A 16,293-nucleotide genomic window follows, 5' to 3' on the forward strand; every position below is an offset into this window, starting at 1 on the left:
TAGCCCCATTGTGTCATTCCGGGGCGCGACGAAGTCGCGAGCCCGGAATGACGACTTCAGAGTGCTGTGTTCATGTCCAAAGGCCTGATCGACCTGATCGCGATCCTCGACCTCGAGCAGCTCGAGGTGAACCTGTTCCGCGGCAACAGCCCGAAGACGAGCTGGCAGCGGGTGTTCGGTGGCCAGGTGATCGGGCAGGCGATGGTCGCGGCCTGCCGCACCGTCGAGGGCCGGCTGCCGCATTCGCTGCATTGTTATTTCATCCTGCCGGGCGATCCGCAGATCCCGATCATCTACCAGGTCGAGCGTCTGCGCGACGGCAAGAGCTATTCGACCCGCCGCGTCACCGCGATCCAGCACGGCAACGCAATCTTCTCGATCATGGTGTCGTTCCATGCCGAGGAAGAGACTGCGTTCGACCACCAGGACAAGATGCCTGATGTGCCGCCGCCGGAAAAGCTGACGGCGGAGGAGGTGGCGAAGCAGCCGATGTTCAAGGAGATGCCGGACTTCATCCGCCGCTACTACGAATCCGATCGGCCGATCGAGCTTCGTCCGGTCGAGCTCGGCCGCTATTTCGGCCAGAAGATCGACGACGGCCGCATCCACGTCTGGATCAGGACCGCCGCGAAGCTGCCTGACGACCCGGCGCTGCACATGTGCGCGCTCGCCTATGCCTCGGACTTCTCGCTGCTCGACGCGATCATGGCGCGCTATGGCCGCACGCTGTTCGACAAGCGCATGATGCCGGCGAGCCTCGACCACGCGATGTGGTTTCACCGCCCGTTCCGTGCCGACGAATGGCTGCTCTATGCGCAGGATTCGCCGAGCGCGCAATCCGGCCGCGGCCTGACCCGCGGCTCGATCTTCAAGCCGGACGGCACGCTGGTCGCCTCCGTCGCGCAGGAAGGCTCGGTGCGCGAGCGGAAGTCTTAGATCGTTGCCCTCGTGCGCTCGACGAGTACGAACTGTGTCATGCCCCAGGCGAAATACCAGCGTAGCAGCCACGGAATCGGAATGATGAAAAGGCATCCGAGGAAAAAAGCGACGGTGCGCCAAAGCAGTTGAAAACCGGTGGCGGTGAAGACCATCTCGCGGCGCGTTCCGCTGACGTGACGGCAAATCCATCGCGTCCACGCGGCCATGACCCAGGCCCAGCCGACGATCGTGAACACGGCGAGGATCATGAGGATCTGCCAGCCAAGGAAACTCCAGACGCTGCCGGTGAACGTCATCGGCAGCATCTGACCGTTCGAGCTGATATTGGCGACCACCCAGCGTATGAGCACCCAGGACAAGATCGCCTGAATCGGTAGCGTCAGGATCTGAAGGGTGCTGTCGATATGGCCCAAATAGGCCGCCAGCGCCATCCCGATGAAGACGTACCAGAGGTCTCCAACCTGGCCGGTAAAGGCAAGGTTCGGCCGCCGCGGAACGTGCATGCGCGGGAAGAGCCAGCGATAATAGCCTGTCCCGGTCCAGGGCGACGGGATCACAAGGAGACTACCTAGGATCAGCAGAATCCACCATCCCAGGAACGACCAGACGGGAAGGTCCACCGATAGCGGACCACCGCTGGCACCGCCCGAACCGCCATCGACCGGCAAGGACGACGGCGCGGCGCCGGGAATGAGCCCCGGCACCTCGCCGGCCTTCTGCCAGCCCGCCATCCCTTCAGCCCAGACCAGCGTATCGGCGGTCACTGCGCCCTGGGCGATGAGGTCGCGAAATTGCGCCTCCGGAAACGGACCATTCTGCTTGCCGCCGGATGCGTGAAACCAGATGCGATTCGACATCTCGTCTGCTCGCTAGCGAAAGCCAGCGGCGTCACATGGCTGCCTGCGAGCCGCGCGGCGCGAGCTCGGTCTGCGAGGCGAACCAGTTCATGATCCAGCGATACACCCACGGGATCGGGATGATGAGGCTGCACAGGATCGCAGCCACGATGCCGCGCCAGAGAATGTCGAGACCCGAGCCCTTGAAAACGATCTCGCGCCGCGTACCCTCGATGCTGCGGCAGAACCAGCGCATCTGGGCCGCGGCCACCCAGGCCCAGCCGATGATGGTGATGATGGAAATCGCGAACAGCAGATTCCAGCCGACATAGGCCCAGACCGAACCGGTGAAGCTCAAGCCCAGCGGCTGCCCGTTGGAGGCGAGGTTCGCGATCATCCATTTGATCAGCAGCCAGTAGAGCACGATCTGGACGATGAACAGCAGATTGCTCAGCAATTGGCTGCCGACGAAGCCGAGCGCGATCGCCAGAACGATGAAGCCGAAAAACCAGGGCACCAGCGTCATCGCGCTGCCGGTGAAGCTGAGATTGGGGCGCCCGGGGACCTTGATGCAGGGCACGATCCATTTCGTGTACCAGACGAACAGCCACGGCACCGGGATAATGAAGCACGAGCCGATCGCGAGCACGAGCGTGCGCCAGGTGAAGTCCCAGATGCCGAAATCGACGCCGAGTGATCCGCCGCGCACTGCGCCGCCATAACCACCGCCACCCATCATCGGGGGCCCGCCGCCTGGGACCATCGGCGGCGCGCCGCCACCAATCAGGCCGGGAATTTCGGCGGCCTTCTGCCAGCCGGCCATGCCCTCGGTCCACACCAGCGTGTCCGGACGCACCACGCCCTGGGCGACGAGATCGCGGAATTGCCCTTCCGGAAAGGGCCCCTGCTGCTTGCCCTCGGATGCGTAGAACCAACTCGCCATGGAACGTCCCCCTCGAACTTACGTATGTACCGGCCGGGACGCCTGGGTTCACCGCATCCATGCCAAAAATGCATTGTGAAGGATGAACAGCTGCCCTGTACAGAGGCGGCCGTTCACATGACCACCCTTGGCCAAACGTTTTTCCGCTTCAATCTGCAACTTTTTTGTGCCATTTGCCCGGAAAGATGCCAGATTGACGCAGCGCCGGGGACATACGGCGCGGCGCATCCCGGGGAATAGGCCAGACCATGAAACTCGTCGTCGCGATCATCAAACCCTTCAAGCTCGATGAGGTCCGCCAGGCCCTGACGGCAATCGGCGTGCACGGCATGACCGTGACCGAAGTGAAGGGCTATGGCCGGCAGAAGGGCCACACCGAGATCTATCGCGGCGCCGAATATGTCGTGAACTTCCTGCCGAAGCTGCGCATCGAGATCGCGGTCGCCTCCGACGTCGCCGACAAGGCGGTCGCCGTGATCACCGCGACGGCGCGCACCGGGCAGATCGGCGACGGCAAGATCTTCGTCACGCCGATCGACCACGCGCTGCGCATCCGCACCGGCGAGACCGACAGCGACGCGCTCTGACTTTTTGTTTTGACGCGTTTTCTTCACGCGAACCGGTATCCACTTCGCTCGAAAACGCTCTGACACGACTGCTTCGATCGCACCGGGCAACGACGCCACAGCGTGCGACGCCAATTGATGCCGGGGGGAATGACATGGCGGGATTGTTGCGCCGCGCAGCTGCTATGGCTGCGCCAATCGGATTTGTGTCCGTCGTAGCTTCGCCGGCGCACGCGGCGGCCAATGAGATCAACACCGCCGACACGGCCTGGATGATCGTCGCGACCGCGCTGGTGCTGATGATGACGATCCCCGGGCTCGCGCTGTTCTATTCCGGCATGGTGCGCAAGAAGAACGTGCTCGCCACCATGGCGCAGAGCCTCGCCGCGGTGACGCTGATCTCCATTCTCTGGGTGGCGTTCGGCTATTCGCTGTGCTTCGTCGGCGACGGCCCCTGGATCGGCACGCTCGATCGCTGGTTTCTCGCCGGCATGACCTTGGACAGCGTCAACCCTGCGGCCAAGACGATCCCGGAAGCGCTGTTCATGCTGTACCAGATGACATTTGCCATCATCACGGTGGCGCTGGTCGCAGGCTCGGTCGCCGACCGCATGCGGTTCTCGGCGTATCTCCTGTTTTCCGTCGCCTGGTTCATCTTCGTCTACATTCCGCTGGCGCATTGGGTGTGGGGCGGCGGCTTCCTCAACAGCATGGGCGTGCTCGATTTCGCCGGCGGTCTCGTCGTGCATCTGTCGGCCGGCACCGGCGGCCTCGTTGCGGCCAAGGTGATGGGACGCCGTCACGGCTACGGCACCGAGAATCTCTCGCCGTTCGATCTGTCGCTCGCGGTGATGGGCACCGGCCTGTTGTGGGTCGGCTGGTTCGGCTTCAACGGCGGCTCGGCGGGCGCGGCCAATTCGCGCGCAGTGATGGCGATCATCGCGACCCATCTTGCCGCCTGCGCGGGCGCGCTGACCTGGGGCGCGATCGAGTGGTCGACGCGGCGCAAGCCCTCGGTGCTCGGCATGATCTCGGGCGCGGTCGCAGGTCTCGGCACCATCACGCCGGCCTCCGGCTTCGTCGCGCCATGGCACGGCATCGTCATCGGCATCATTGCCGGTGCGGTCTGCTACTGGGCCTGTACCTGGCTGAAGCACCGCTTCGACTACGACGATTCGCTCGACGTCTTCGGTGTCCACGGCATCGGCGGCCTGACCGGGACCCTGCTCGGCGGCGTGTTCGCCACCAGCGCCATCGGCGGCACCGCCGGCCTGCTGGAGGGCCATCCGCAGCAGCTCCTGATCCAGTTTTACGGCGTCGCCGTGACCTTCGTCTGGTCGGCGGGCGTCAGCTTCATCCTGCTCAAGCTGGTCGGCCTGTTCGTGCCGTTGCGCGTATCCCGCGAGCACGAGCTCGAGGGACTGGATATTTCGCAGCACGGTGAAGCCCTGCAATAGGCCCTGCTGCTACGTAATTACCTTCCTGCTGCCCGACACGTGAGCAACATTGTGTCGGGAGGCTGTCGTGCCCTCGTTTTGAGCAGGTGTGATCACCTTTTAAGCGCGACGTAATAACGCACTGCATTGCAATACCCGTCAAACGCGAAAACGCCCGTCTTCATAGTCCGTTAGGCAACACGCCTGATCTGGCACGGCATTTGATTCTAGGGGTCCCGGCTGTGCCCGCGTAGTGAAACTTCTCCCTCGTGGCGAACCAGTCGAGAACGCCCGGCCACGTCCGGACCGGGCCCAAGCGGGGATAGGACCCATGAAAATTGTTATGGCGATTATCAAGCCATTCAAGCTTGAAGAAGTCCGTGACGCCCTGACCGCCATCGGCGTTCACGGTCTCACGGTGACGGAAGTCAAGGGGTATGGCCGCCAGAAGGGCCATACGGAAATCTATCGCGGCGCTGAATATGCCGTGAGCTTCCTGCCCAAGATCAAGATCGAGGTCGCTGTCGCCTCCGACCAGGTCGACAAGACCATCGACGCCATCACGTCCGCCGCGAAAACCGGACAGATCGGCGACGGCAAGATCTTCGTCATCAACCTCGACCACGCCGTGCGCATCCGCACCGGCGAGGCCGATGCCGCGGCCCTCTGATTTCGCGCTCAACCTTATCCAAGCAGGAGTAAATAATATGACGTTCAAGCGTCCCCATGGCGCGGGATTGGCGGCTCTCGCAGTCGGCCTGTTCGCTGCGACCGCAGCCTACGCCGAGCCAACGGTCAACAAGGGAGACAACGCCTGGATGCTGACATCGACAGTGCTCGTGCTGTTGATGACGATCCCCGGCCTCGCACTGTTCTACGGCGGTCTCGTCCGTTCCAAGAACATGCTCTCGGTCCTGATGCAGGTGTTCTACACCGTCTGCGTCGTCACCGTGATCTGGGCCGTGTACGGCTACAGCCTCGCCTTCACCGGCGGCTCCGACTTCATCGGCGGCTTCTCCAAGGCCTTCATGATGGGCGTCACCACCGATTCGAAGGCCGCGACCTTCTCGGTCGACGCCAACATCTCGGAGCTCATCTACATGTGCTTCCAGATGACCTTCGCGGCGATCACGCCCGCCCTCATCGTCGGCGCCTTCGCCGAGCGCATGAAGTTCTCGGCGATCGCGCTCTTCATTCCGCTCTGGGTCACGCTGATCTACTTCCCGATCGCGCACATGGTCTGGTACTGGCCCGGCCCGGACATGATCCAGGACGCTGCCAAGGCGCTCGCTGCGGCGGGTGATGCGGCGGCGAAGACCGCGGCACAGGCCAAGCTCGACGAGATCAACGCCGACGCCGGCTGGATCTTCAAGATGGGCGCCATCGACTTCGCGGGCGGCACCGTGGTGCACATCAACGCCGGCATCGCAGGCCTCGTCGGCGCTCTCCTGATCGGCAAGCGCGTCGGCTACGGCAAGGAGCTGATGGCTCCGCACTCGCTGACCATGTCGATGATCGGCGCCTCGCTGCTCTGGGTCGGCTGGTTCGGCTTCAACGCCGGCTCCAACCTCGAAGCCAGCGGCGGCGCTGCGCTCGCCATGACCAACTCCTTCGTCGCCACCGCGGCCGCTGCGCTGTCGTGGATGTTCGCGGAGTGGATCATCAAGGGCCATCCCTCCGTGCTGGGCGTCATCTCCGGCGCCGTCGCGGGTCTCGTGGCCGTCACGCCTGCGGCTGGCTTTGCCGGCGTCATGGGCGCGATCGTCCTCGGCCTCGTGGTCGGCGTGGTCTGCCTGTTCTTCTGCACCGTCGTGAAGAACGCGCTCGGCTACGATGACTCGCTCGACGTGTTCGGCGTGCACTGCATCGGCGGCATCGTCGGCGCCATCGGCACCGGCATTCTCGTCAACCCCGCCCTCGGCGGCGCCGGCATCATCGACTACACCGCGATCCCGCCGAAGGTCGCCGACTACGACTTCGCGGTTCAGGTGCTCGCTCAGCTCAAGGCTGTCGCCACCACGCTGGTGTGGTCGGGCGTCGGTTCGGCGATCCTCTACAAGGTGGTCGATGTGATCGTTGGCCTCCGCGCCAATGTCGAGAGCGAGCGTGAAGGCCTCGATATCACCGAGCACACCGAGCGCGCCTACAACATGTAACCCTCTCCTCCCGGGCGCGGTCTCCTCGGGGACCGCGCCCACAACTACGGTTCGGGCACATACCCGGCAATGCCCTGACCGTTGAGGGGCTCCGGCGCAAGCTGGAGCCCCTTTCTTTTGACCGGGGCGTTGAAGAAAAGGATTGCCATTCCGCGCGGGCGGCGCAGAAATATCGACCACAAAGATAACAAACGGGAGGTCGTCATGCGTTTGGAAGGCGGATGCTATTGCGGCGAGGTGCGCTACGTGGCCGAGGGCGATGCGATGATGCAGGCGCAGTGTCATTGCCGCGAATGCCAGTACATCTCGGGCGGCGCGCCCAACACCTTCATCGCGATGCCGGCGGCCGGCTTCACCTACATCACCGGTCAACCCAAGCAGTTCCGGCGCAAGGACCTCGAACGCCCCGTCACGCGCGAATTCTGCGCCGAATGCGGCACGCATCTCGTGACCAAGGTTCCGGGCCTGCCCGCCGCGATCCTGAAGGTCGGCACGCTCGACGAGCCGGCGCAGTTCCAGCCGCAGATGGCGATCTACACCTGCGACATGCAGGAATTCCACACGGTCCCCGAGGGCATGAAGACGTTCGAGAAGCTGCCGGGGCGCTGAAGCCGCCATGACGGTGCGCTCCCTCTCTCGCAAGCCAAGCGGGAGAGGTGGGGGAACCTGCCCGCCTGGTCGCTCCCATCCTGTTGTTGTCCGGCCCGATTATTCCCGCTCTGGACGCGGGCGGCGGCCGATGGTTAATCGCGTCTTAACCTCGCCCTATCTATGGTGAACTGAACCGCTTCCCGCCGGCGCCTTGGTGCGACCGGCCGTTCCAAGAGTACTGGCGCCCAGAATGGTCATGACCGCTTCATCCCGTGCGCCGCAGGCCAGTGGAAGCTCCGATTCCGAACGCTCGCCCTTCGTCCGGCTGAATGAGCTCTTGGCCCCGCATCAGCCGGGCAAGCCTTTGATTTCGCTTGCGGTCGGCGAGCCCCAGCATCCCGTGCCCGACTTCGTTGGGCCGGTGCTGGCCAAGCACATCGCCGATTTCGGCCGTTACCCGATGAACCAGGGCACCGAGCCGTTCCGCAACGCCGCCGGCGCCTGGCTGTCATCGCGCTTCAAGCTGCCGCGGTCGCTCGACCCCAAAACCGAGATTCTCGTCCTCAATGGCAGCCGCGAGGGGCTGTTCCTCGCCGCGATCGCGGCCGCCCGCTATGTCGGCCCGCGTCCGGGCAAGCCCGCGATCCTGATGCCGAACCCGTTCTATCCGGTCTACGGCGCAGGCGCTCTTGCGGCCGCTTGCGAGCCGATCCATCTGCCGACGACCGTCGAGAACGGCTTCCTGCCCGATCTCGACGCCATCGACGAAGCGACGCTGGCGCGCACAGTGGCGTTCTACCTGGCTTCGCCCGCCAATCCGCAGGGCTCGGTCGCGAAGCCCGATTATTTCAAGCGCTTGAAGCAGCTCGCCGACCGCTACGGCTTCGTGATCCTCAGCGACGAGTGTTATTCCGAGATCTACACCCGCGAGGCTCCCGGCAGCGCGCTGGAATGCGCCGGTCCCGACTTCACGCGCGTGGTTGCATTCCAGTCGCTGTCCAAGCGCTCCAACCTGCCGGGCCTGCGCGTCGGCTTCGCCGCCGGCGACAAGAAATTGATCGGCATGTTCCTCGAGCTGCGCAACATCGCAGCACCCCAAGTGCCGGTGCCGCTCCAGCATGTCGCGACTGTCGCCTATGGCGACGAGGCGCATGTCGAGGAGAACCGGCGGCTGTACCGGATCAAGTTCGATCTCGCCGACCAGATCATCGGCAATCGTTACGGCTATCGCCGGCCCGATGCCGGCTTCTGCGTCTGGCTCAACACCTCCGAGATCGGCGACGACGTGTCGGTGACGCTCAAGCTGTTCAGGGAAGCCGGCGTGCGCGTGGTGCCCGGCAGCTTCCTGGCGCGACGGCAGCCTGACGGATTCAATCCCGGCGCAGGCTATATCCGCCTTGCGCTGGTGCAGGACGGCGAGACCACGGCGCAGGCGCTGCACCGGCTGGTCGAGACTCTGGGTTAGGCGGGGCCCGTGAGCATGTCGGCAATCGAACGTGTCATTCCTCTGGTCGGCCATCTGCCGCCCTCGATCCGCGAGGGGCTGGCGCGGCGCGTGCGCGAGCTCACCGGCCTCGGCCTGATCGCGCTGGCGGGCGTCGCCGCCGCGGCGCTGATGACGTGGTCGGTGCAGGATCCCAGCCTCAGCCACGCGACCTCGCGGCCGATCCGCAACATCCTCGGCTATGCCGGTGCGATCGGCGCCGATCTCGCGATGCAGATCCTGGGGCTCGGCGCGATCATGCTGGTGCTGACCGTTGCGGTCTGGGGCTGGCGCATGATGACGCATCGCCCGTTCGATCGAGAGGCGTTGCGGCTCGGCTCCTGGGTTCTCTGCACGGTGATCGCGGCAGGCTTCGTCAGTTGCTTTCAGCACGGCGGCGCCTGGCCGCTGCCGACCGGCCTCGGCGGCGTGGTCGGCGATGCGCTGGTGCGCGCGCCCGCGGTGATCTTCGGGCCGGCCGGCACGATCTATCGCATCGTGCTGGGCACGATCCTGTTCGCCGCGATGACCGCGACTTTCCTGATCGCCTGCGGCCTCGGCGCACGCGAGCATGACGACGAGCTCGCGGAGATCGAGGAAGACGACAAGCCGCTCGACCAAGACGAGGAGAGCGATCGCGGCTCGGTCTCGCTGGGCTGGCTATTCCATGCGCTGATGAGCACCAAGGCGCGGCTGATCTGGTTGCTAGGCGCTGCCTACCGCTCGCTGGTCTCGAGCGGTCCGAAGACCAAGGCTGTCGCCTTCAGCCGCCAGGAGCCCAATCTCGGCGGCGGCCGCTCAGCGCCGTCTATCTCGCCGCAGTCTCACGACGAGGACGACGAGGACGAGCACGAAGAGGACGTGGAAGACGAGGAGGAGGAAGAGGAGGAGCCCGCCGCGCGCGCCCCAAAGAAGAAGGCTGCTTCGAAGGCCGCTTCCAAGAAATCCTCCGACAAGTTCGATCTTCCCTCCGTCTCCATGCTGGCCGCGCCGAAGGCCGGCGATCGCCAGCCGCTCAGCAAAGCCGAGCTGGAGAACAATTCCCGTTCGCTCGAAGGCGTATTGCAGGATTTCGGCGTGCGCGGCGAGATCGTGAAGGCCAATCCCGGCCCCGTTGTCACGCTGTACGAGCTGGAACCGGCGCCCGGCATCAAGTCGTCGCGCGTGATCGGCCTTGCCGACGACATCGCCCGCTCGATGAGCGCGCTGTCGGCGCGCGTCGCGGTCGTGCCCGGCCGCAACGCCATCGGCATCGAATTGCCGAACGCGCATCGCGAAAAGGTTTACCTGCGCGAATTGCTGGTGGCGAAGGAGGCGACCGATACGGTGGCAAAGCTGCCGCTCTGCCTCGGCAAGACCATCGGTGGCGACCCTGTCATCATCGACCTCGCGCGCACGCCGCACATGCTGATCGCCGGCACCACCGGTTCGGGCAAGTCGGTCGCGATCAACACCATGATCCTCAGCCTCGTCTACAGGCTGCGCCCCGATCAGTGCCGCCTGATCATGGTCGATCCGAAGATGCTCGAGCTCTCCGTCTATGACGGCATTCCCCATCTGCTCACGCCTGTCGTGACCGACCCGAAGAAGGCGGTGGTCGCGCTGAAATGGGCCGTGCGCGAGATGGAGGAGCGCTACAAGAACATGGCCAAGCTCGGTGTGCGCAACATCGACGGCTACAACTCGCGCCTGCTCGAATTGAAGGCCAAGGGCGAGGAGCCGACGCGGACCGTGCACACCGGCTTCGACAAGGAAACCGGCAAGGCGATCTACGAGGAAGAGAAGCTCTCGCTCGACCCGCTGCCCTACATCGTCATCATCGTCGACGAAATGGCCGACCTGATGATGGTCGCCGGCAAGGACATCGAAGGCGCGGTGCAGCGTCTCGCGCAGATGGCACGCGCCGCAGGCCTGCACGTGATCCTGGCGACGCAGCGTCCGTCGGTCGACGTCATCACCGGCACCATCAAGGCGAACTTCCCGACCCGCATCGCCTTCCAGGTGACGTCCAAGATCGACAGCCGCACCATTCTGGGCGAGATGGGCGCCGAGCAGCTGCTCGGCCAGGGCGACATGCTCTACATGGCGGGCGGTGGCCGCATCAGCCGCGTGCACGGACCTTTCGCCTCCGACGAGGAGGTCGAGAAGGTGGTGCGTCACCTCAAGACGCAGGGACAGCCGGAATATCTCGAAGCCGTTACCGCCGAAGAGCCGACCGAGGACGAGGACGGTGCCGTGTTCGACGCCACCGGCATGGGCGGCGATGGCGGCGGCGATCTCTTCCAGCAGGCGGTTGCGATCGTCAAACGCGACCGCAAGGCCTCGACCAGCTACATCCAGCGTCGTCTGCAGATCGGCTATAACCGCGCCGCATCGTTGATGGAGCGTATGGAACTGGAGGGCATCGTCGGTCCCGCCAACCATGCCGGCAAGCGCGAGATTCTGGTCGAGGAAGAAGACAGCCATATGTGAGGCGAGGAGCCTCTGAACATCATTTCACGCAAATTCGATATCTGCTTTTGCCCGAAATCACGGTAAAAGGGCGCCCAGCCATACAGGACGACGCGTTGATCAGACATCCGGACATTCGATTCACTGCCACCATCGCCGCACGAAGCGCGCGCATGGCCGGCGTGCTTCTCGTCACCGCCGCGATGGTGACCGCCGCGTCGTTCGCGCAGACCGTGCCGGTGCCGAAACCCGCGCCGAAGGGGCGTGACGGTGGCGCGTCCGCCGGCGGGCCGGCCGTCACCGGCGCGACGCAGGCGCCGCCCAATCCGGTGATCCCGGATCCGCGGCGCAACGTGCCGAGCAGCATCTTCCAGACGTTCGACGCCAACCAGAAGGCGCAGGCGGCCAAGGTCAGCGCCTATCTGTCGTCGCTGCAGACATTGGTCGGGAATTTTGTCCAGGTCGGCCCCGACGGCAGCAAGACGCAGGGCGATTTCTACATCCAGAAACCCGGCAAGGTGCGCTTCGAATATGACGCGCCGAGCCCGATCGACATCGTCGCCGACGGATCCTCGCTCGTGGTGCGCGACCGCAAGCTCGCGACCCAGGACGTCTATCCGCTGTCGCAGACGCCGCTGCGCTTCCTGCTCTCCGATCGCATCGACTTGATGAAGGACACCAACGTCGTCAACGTCTCGGCGGACGACGTCTTCGTCAGCGTCACCATCGAGGAGAAGCAGGCCCTGGTCGGCACCAGCCGCCTCCTGCTGATGTTCGGCGCCAAGGACGGCCAGCTCAAGCAGTGGACCGTCACCGATCCGCAGGGCTACGACACCACGATTGCGGTCTACAATCTGGATTCGAGCAAGAGGCTCGACCCCAACATGTTCAAGATCGATTTCACCAATTACAGCACGCCGTCGCCGGGTTGAGCGCTCCGCTGCCGTAGGGTGGGCAAAGCGAAGCGTGCCCACGATTCTCGGACTTGAAAAGACGGTGGGCACGGCGCTTTGCGCCTTTGCCCACCCTACGAGAGCTTGCTAAGACGCATTCCCCATGCGTCTTTCCCTGACAACCTGGAACATCAATTCGGTGCGGCTGCGCATCGACCTGGTCGCGAAGTTTCTCAAGAGCGCGCGGCCGGAGGTGCTCTGCCTGCAGGAGACCAAGTGCATCGACGACGCCTTTCCGCTGAAGCGCTTCAAGCGGCTCGGCTACGAGCACATCGCGCTGAACGGGCAGAAGGGCTATCACGGCGTCGCCATCGTCTCGAAGATCCCGTTCGAATCAAAGGACATCCGCACCTTCTGCGACAAGGTGGATTCGCGCCACATCTCGGTGTCGTTCGGCGACAAGGCGGGCATCGCAAGACCGCTGGTGCTGCATAATTTCTACGTGCCCGCGGGCGGCGACATTCCCGATCCCCTCGTGAACGAGAAGTTCGATCACAAGCTCCGCTTCCTCGACGAGATGACGGCGTGCGAGCCGTTGCATCCGCGCGGTGAGGATCGTCACATCCTGGTCGGCGATCTCAACGTCGCCCCGCATGAGAACGACGTGTGGTCGCACAAGCAGCTGCTGAAAGTCGTGTCGCACACGCCGGTCGAAACCGAGAAGCTGAAGGCGGCGCTCGAAGCCGGCGAATGGATCGACGTCGCGCGCGATCGCATTCCGATGTCGGAGAAGGTCTATACGTGGTGGAGCTATCGCTCCGCCGACTGGACCGTCGGCGATCGCGGCCGCAGGCTCGACCATATCTGGGTCTCGCGCGCGCTGAAGGACGCGGTGCAGGATTTCAGGATTCTGCGCGATGCCCGCAGCTGGGAGCGTCCGTCGGACCATGTCCCCGTGACGGTGACGCTGGAGGTTTAGCCCCGCCTGTCATTCCGGGGCGCGCGCAGCGCGAGCCCGGAATCCATCTTGCAACACAGACGGTGGATGAATGGATTCCGGGCTCGCGACTTCGTCGCGCCCCAGAATGACGAGCGGAGAGAGCTCAGCTCGTGAGCTTCGCGCCCGCCATCAGGATATCGCTGGCGATCTGGCTGGAGCGCACCGCGAATTCGTCGCGCAGGCGCACCGCCGCGGCGGGATCGCTTTCGAGCACACGCTGGAACAGGCTGCGTGCGACGCGGATGACGGAGGAATGCTCCAGCGCGATCGCGCTCGACGGCCGCTTCATCGGCACCACCAGCGCGAGCTCGCCGATCAGCGCACCGGGGCCGGCGATCATTTCGGCGCCGGCGCCGTCCTCGACCCGGAAGGCGCCGCGCTGGACCACGAAACCGGCATCGGCGTCGTCGCCGAGATTGAACAGCACGTCGCCGCGTACGAAGTCACGCTGCTCGGAGCCGATCGCCAGCATGCGCAACGAGGCGTCTCCCAACAGGCGCAGTGTCGGGACACGCTCGAGAAGCGCTACATCATCGTCGATTGACATTCAGGTCCGAGGCTCGAAGGCATGCGATCTAAAACGATTCGCACGCCGTCGAAGCGTATCACGGCACCAGCTTGTAGCCACCGGCTTCCGTGACCAGGATCTCCGGGTTGGCCGCGTCCTTCTCGATCTTCTGGCGGAGGCGGTAGATGTGGGTTTCCAGCGTGTGGGTGGTAACGCCGGAATTGTAGCCCCAGACCTCCTGGAGCAGGGTCTCGCGCGACACCGGCATCTGGCCGGCCCGATAGAGGAAGCGGAGGATGGCGGTTTCCTTCTCGGTGAGCCGCACCTTGCGGGCATTGGCCGCGGTCAGCATCTTCGAGCCGGGGCGGAAGGAGTAGGGGCCGACCGAGAACACCGCGTCCTCGCTGGCTTCGTGCTGGCGGAGCTGGGCGCGGATGCGGGCCAGCAGCACGGCGAAGCGGAAGGGCTTTGCCACATAGTCGTTGGCGCCGGATTCCAGGCCCAAGATCGTGTCGGAATCGGTGTCGTGCCCGGTCAGCATGATGATCGGGGCCTTGAAGCCGCCCTTGCGCAGGGAGCGGACGACCTCGCGGCCATCGGTGTCGGGCAGGCCGACATCCATCAGGACCAGATCGGGGGAGTTGGCCTTCGCGGCGCTGGCGCCCTTGGCGCCGGTATCGACGGCGGAGGCCTCGAATTCTTCGTGTAGCGATAATTGCTCCACCAACGTATCGCGCAGATCGGTATCGTCATCCACGATCAGGATCTTGCGGGCATTGGCCATGGGGGGTCATCCTTTTAGGGTCCGGCTCGGCGCGCATCCATGCCGCACCCAGCCGCGAGGGAAGTTTAAGGTCGCCGTTATTATTGTTGTTCGTGTTGAAGTAGTGGGCTGTTACCGATTCACAAGCCAGAAGCACTCTAACTCAGAATAGCAGGCCGTTTTGATGAATGTCCTGTAATGAATTCGACATTGCGCGTTCACATGAAAAATAAAGCAGCTTCAGTCGGTTACACCAGGAATCGAAGTGCCGGGCCGCTGTCGGCGATCCGCGTTAAGCCTGCTGCCGGTAATCCGCGGCGGGGTTGGCTGACGATGGGAGCGCTGACCATTCCGGTTGCGCTGGGGCGAGGCGGCATCCTCGCCAACAAGCGCGAGGGCGATGGCGGCACCCCCAGAGGCAGCTTCCGGCCCAGGCAATTGTGGTGGCGGGGCGACCGGCACAGCCGTCCCCGGACATTCCTGCCGGCCCGGATCATCACCGGCGAGGACGCCTGGTGCGAGGATCCGCGGGATCGCCATTACAACCAGAGCATCCGGCTCGGCGAGGGGCAGGGCGGCGACCGCCTCGAGCGCGGCGATCATCTCTACGACTTCATCATCGAGATCGACCACAACACGCGCCCCCGCATCGCCGGCCGCGGCAGCGCGGTGTTCCTGCACCTCGCCCGCGACAAATTCGGCCCGACCGCCGGCTGCGTCTCCATGACGAAATCCGCGATGCTGCAATTGCTGCGGCGCCTGGGCCCGCGAACAAAGATCATCATCGGGTGAGGCACGCCGCCGTCATTGCGAGGAGCCCTTGCGACGAAGCAATCCAGAATCTTTCTGCGGAGGGACTCTGGATTGCTTCCGCCTTCGCCAAGGCTTCGGCGGACAAGTCGCTTCGCTCGCAATGACGAAATCGAGGACGTGTATGGCTCCCTGACCCGGCTTACGGCTATCACCGATGCCCGAAGATCGCGCTCCCGACGCGCACATGGGTGGCGCCCAACATGATGGCGGTCGCGAAATCGGCGCTCATGCCCATCGAGAGATTCGTCAAGCCATTGCGCGCGGCGATCTTGGCGGTGAGCGCAAAGTGCGCGGCAGGGGGCTCGTCGACCGGCGGGATGCACATCAACCCGGAGATCGTCAGCCCGTAGGTGTCGCGGCAGCTCGCAATGAAGGCATCGGCCTCGCCAGGCGCAACGCCGGCCTTCTGCGGCTCCTCGCCGGTGTTGATCTGGACGAACAGCTGCGGGTGCTTGTTCTGGGATTCGATTTCCTTGGCTAACGCTTGGCAAATGCTCGGACGGTCGACCGAATGGATGGCGTCGAACAGCGCGACTGCCTCTTTCGCCTTGTTGGATTGCAGCGGCCCGATCAGATGCAGCGCGATACCGGGGTAAGCAGACGTTAATGCCGGCCACTTGGCTTTGGCTTCCTGCACCCGATTCTCGCCAAATACGCGCTGTCCGGCGGCGATAACCGGAGTAATTGCGTCCGCCGCGAAAGTCTTGGACACGGCGACCAGCGTGACCGAGGCGCGGTCACGCTGCGCGTCCCTGCAGGCGCGTGCAATTTCGGCTTCGACTGTGGCGAGCGCATTTGGTGAATCGCCGGTTACCGGCGCGGCGTTGGCTTCTGTCATGACGTCTCTTAGCTGTGACGGAACCCGCGTTAGGTCCAATTTTACCGAGTTCAAGAAACAGTTTTTGAACCCTTCGC

Annotated in this window: 16 protein-coding genes; 11 read left to right on the forward strand and 5 right to left on the reverse strand. The window is 64.3% G+C overall.

From position 1 onward, the window contains the following. Positions 1-72: 72 nt before the first annotated feature. A complete protein-coding gene (gene tesB, locus ACNJYA_RS00710; RefSeq protein ID WP_439365067.1) occupies positions 73-936 on the forward strand; it encodes an acyl-CoA thioesterase II in 864 nt (287 codons plus the stop codon). Here the strand turns inward: tesB and ACNJYA_RS00715 are convergent. Both ACNJYA_RS00715 and ACNJYA_RS00720 read right to left on the reverse strand, forming a co-directional pair. Further along, the gene (locus ACNJYA_RS00715; RefSeq protein WP_439401844.1) at positions 933-1,796 is read right to left on the reverse strand and encodes a DUF4339 domain-containing protein; all 864 of its coding nucleotides are present in this window, start codon (positions 1,794-1,796) and stop codon (positions 933-935) included. The two genes, tesB and ACNJYA_RS00715, sit on opposite strands and share 4 nt — an antisense overlap. 31 nt (positions 1,797-1,827) lie before the next feature. Beyond that, the gene (locus ACNJYA_RS00720) at positions 1,828-2,718 is read right to left on the reverse strand and encodes a DUF4339 domain-containing protein (RefSeq protein WP_439365069.1); all 891 of its coding nucleotides are present in this window, start codon (positions 2,716-2,718) and stop codon (positions 1,828-1,830) included. A 248-nt stretch (positions 2,719-2,966) separates the two neighbouring features. Here ACNJYA_RS00720 and ACNJYA_RS00725 point away from each other — a divergent pair, with 248 nt between their 5' ends. The 9 genes from ACNJYA_RS00725 (at position 2,967) to ACNJYA_RS00765 (ending at position 13,273) form a co-directional block, all read left to right on the forward strand. Then, the gene (locus ACNJYA_RS00725) at positions 2,967-3,305 is read left to right on the forward strand and encodes a P-II family nitrogen regulator (RefSeq protein WP_008142802.1); all 339 of its coding nucleotides are present in this window, start codon (positions 2,967-2,969) and stop codon (positions 3,303-3,305) included. Between the two features lie 134 nt (positions 3,306-3,439). Next, positions 3,440-4,741, forward strand: coding sequence for an ammonium transporter (locus ACNJYA_RS00730; protein ID WP_172787843.1), 1,302 nt, complete (start codon positions 3,440-3,442; stop codon positions 4,739-4,741). 310 nt (positions 4,742-5,051) lie between these two features. Then, positions 5,052-5,390: a P-II family nitrogen regulator gene (locus ACNJYA_RS00735; protein WP_008142813.1), complete on the forward strand. Its 339-nt coding sequence runs from the start codon at positions 5,052-5,054 to the stop codon at positions 5,388-5,390. A gap of 37 nt (positions 5,391-5,427) precedes the next feature. Next, entirely contained in the window at positions 5,428-6,876 is a 1,449-nt protein-coding gene (locus tag ACNJYA_RS00740; RefSeq protein ID WP_212257864.1) for an ammonium transporter, read from the forward strand. Positions 6,877-7,080: 204 nt separating this feature from the next. After that, positions 7,081-7,485, forward strand: a complete 405-nt coding sequence (locus tag ACNJYA_RS00745; RefSeq protein ID WP_439401845.1) for a GFA family protein — start codon at positions 7,081-7,083, stop codon at positions 7,483-7,485. 232 nt (positions 7,486-7,717) lie between these two features. After that, a complete protein-coding gene (locus ACNJYA_RS00750) occupies positions 7,718-8,932 on the forward strand; it encodes an aminotransferase class I/II-fold pyridoxal phosphate-dependent enzyme (protein ID WP_172787840.1) in 1,215 nt (404 codons plus the stop codon). Positions 8,933-8,941: 9 nt separating this feature from the next. Next, complete coding sequence (locus tag ACNJYA_RS00755; RefSeq protein ID WP_439401846.1) at positions 8,942-11,422, forward strand: DNA translocase FtsK; 2,481 nt, start codon at positions 8,942-8,944, stop codon at positions 11,420-11,422. 152 nt (positions 11,423-11,574) lie between these two features. Beyond that, positions 11,575-12,333, forward strand: a complete 759-nt coding sequence (locus ACNJYA_RS00760; protein WP_172787899.1) for an outer membrane lipoprotein carrier protein LolA — start codon at positions 11,575-11,577, stop codon at positions 12,331-12,333. 124 nt (positions 12,334-12,457) lie between these two features. Next, positions 12,458-13,273, forward strand: a complete 816-nt coding sequence (locus ACNJYA_RS00765; protein WP_212257861.1) for an exodeoxyribonuclease III — start codon at positions 12,458-12,460, stop codon at positions 13,271-13,273. A gap of 124 nt (positions 13,274-13,397) precedes the next feature. Here the strand turns inward: ACNJYA_RS00765 and ACNJYA_RS00770 are convergent, their stop codons facing one another. Together ACNJYA_RS00770 and ACNJYA_RS00775 are read right to left on the reverse strand one after the other, a co-directional pair. Continuing rightward, a complete protein-coding gene (locus tag ACNJYA_RS00770; RefSeq protein ID WP_018646009.1) occupies positions 13,398-13,841 on the reverse strand; it encodes a cyclic nucleotide-binding domain-containing protein in 444 nt (147 codons plus the stop codon). Positions 13,842-13,899: 58 nt separating this feature from the next. Next, positions 13,900-14,586, reverse strand: coding sequence for a response regulator transcription factor (locus ACNJYA_RS00775; protein WP_008142830.1), 687 nt, complete (start codon positions 14,584-14,586; stop codon positions 13,900-13,902). A 201-nt stretch (positions 14,587-14,787) separates the two neighbouring features. Between ACNJYA_RS00775 and ACNJYA_RS00780 the strand changes: the two genes are divergently transcribed. Continuing rightward, positions 14,788-15,357 carry a L,D-transpeptidase family protein gene (locus tag ACNJYA_RS00780; RefSeq protein ID WP_439401847.1) on the forward strand — a complete coding sequence of 190 codons (570 nt, stop codon included), beginning with the start codon at positions 14,788-14,790 and terminating at the stop codon, positions 15,355-15,357. Between the two features lie 169 nt (positions 15,358-15,526). Here ACNJYA_RS00780 and ACNJYA_RS00785 read toward each other — a convergent pair whose 3' ends face one another. Beyond that, a complete protein-coding gene (locus ACNJYA_RS00785) occupies positions 15,527-16,216 on the reverse strand; it encodes a YggS family pyridoxal phosphate-dependent enzyme (protein ID WP_439401848.1) in 690 nt (229 codons plus the stop codon). Between the last annotated feature and the right edge of the window lie 77 nt (positions 16,217-16,293).

The sequence above is a fragment of the Bradyrhizobium sp. BLXBL-01 genome (assembly GCF_051853025.1).
Lineage (GTDB): Bacteria > Pseudomonadota > Alphaproteobacteria > Rhizobiales > Xanthobacteraceae > Bradyrhizobium.

What these genes read in the sequence shown, in the direction of transcription:
- tesB (WP_439365067.1), top strand. Translation starts at nt 73, where the DNA reads ATGTCCAAAGGCCTGATCGACCTGATCGCGATCCTCGACCTCGAGCAG.
- ACNJYA_RS00715 (WP_439401844.1), bottom strand. Translation starts at nt 1,796, where the DNA reads ATGTCGAATCGCATCTGGTTTCACGCATCCGGCGGCAAGCAGAATGGT.
- ACNJYA_RS00720 (WP_439365069.1), bottom strand. Translation starts at nt 2,718, where the DNA reads ATGGCGAGTTGGTTCTACGCATCCGAGGGCAAGCAGCAGGGGCCCTTT.
- ACNJYA_RS00725 (WP_008142802.1), top strand. Translation starts at nt 2,967, where the DNA reads ATGAAACTCGTCGTCGCGATCATCAAACCCTTCAAGCTCGATGAGGTC.
- ACNJYA_RS00730 (WP_172787843.1), top strand. Translation starts at nt 3,440, where the DNA reads ATGGCGGGATTGTTGCGCCGCGCAGCTGCTATGGCTGCGCCAATCGGA.
- ACNJYA_RS00735 (WP_008142813.1), top strand. Translation starts at nt 5,052, where the DNA reads ATGAAAATTGTTATGGCGATTATCAAGCCATTCAAGCTTGAAGAAGTC.
- ACNJYA_RS00740 (WP_212257864.1), top strand. Translation starts at nt 5,428, where the DNA reads ATGACGTTCAAGCGTCCCCATGGCGCGGGATTGGCGGCTCTCGCAGTC.
- ACNJYA_RS00745 (WP_439401845.1), top strand. Translation starts at nt 7,081, where the DNA reads ATGCGTTTGGAAGGCGGATGCTATTGCGGCGAGGTGCGCTACGTGGCC.
- ACNJYA_RS00750 (WP_172787840.1), top strand. Translation starts at nt 7,718, where the DNA reads ATGGTCATGACCGCTTCATCCCGTGCGCCGCAGGCCAGTGGAAGCTCC.
- ACNJYA_RS00760 (WP_172787899.1), top strand. Translation starts at nt 11,575, where the DNA reads ATGGCCGGCGTGCTTCTCGTCACCGCCGCGATGGTGACCGCCGCGTCG.
- ACNJYA_RS00765 (WP_212257861.1), top strand. Translation starts at nt 12,458, where the DNA reads ATGCGTCTTTCCCTGACAACCTGGAACATCAATTCGGTGCGGCTGCGC.
- ACNJYA_RS00770 (WP_018646009.1), bottom strand. Translation starts at nt 13,841, where the DNA reads ATGTCAATCGACGATGATGTAGCGCTTCTCGAGCGTGTCCCGACACTG.
- ACNJYA_RS00775 (WP_008142830.1), bottom strand. Translation starts at nt 14,586, where the DNA reads ATGGCCAATGCCCGCAAGATCCTGATCGTGGATGACGATACCGATCTG.
- ACNJYA_RS00780 (WP_439401847.1), top strand. Translation starts at nt 14,788, where the DNA reads ATGAAAAATAAAGCAGCTTCAGTCGGTTACACCAGGAATCGAAGTGCC.
- ACNJYA_RS00785 (WP_439401848.1), bottom strand. Translation starts at nt 16,216, where the DNA reads ATGACAGAAGCCAACGCCGCGCCGGTAACCGGCGATTCACCAAATGCG.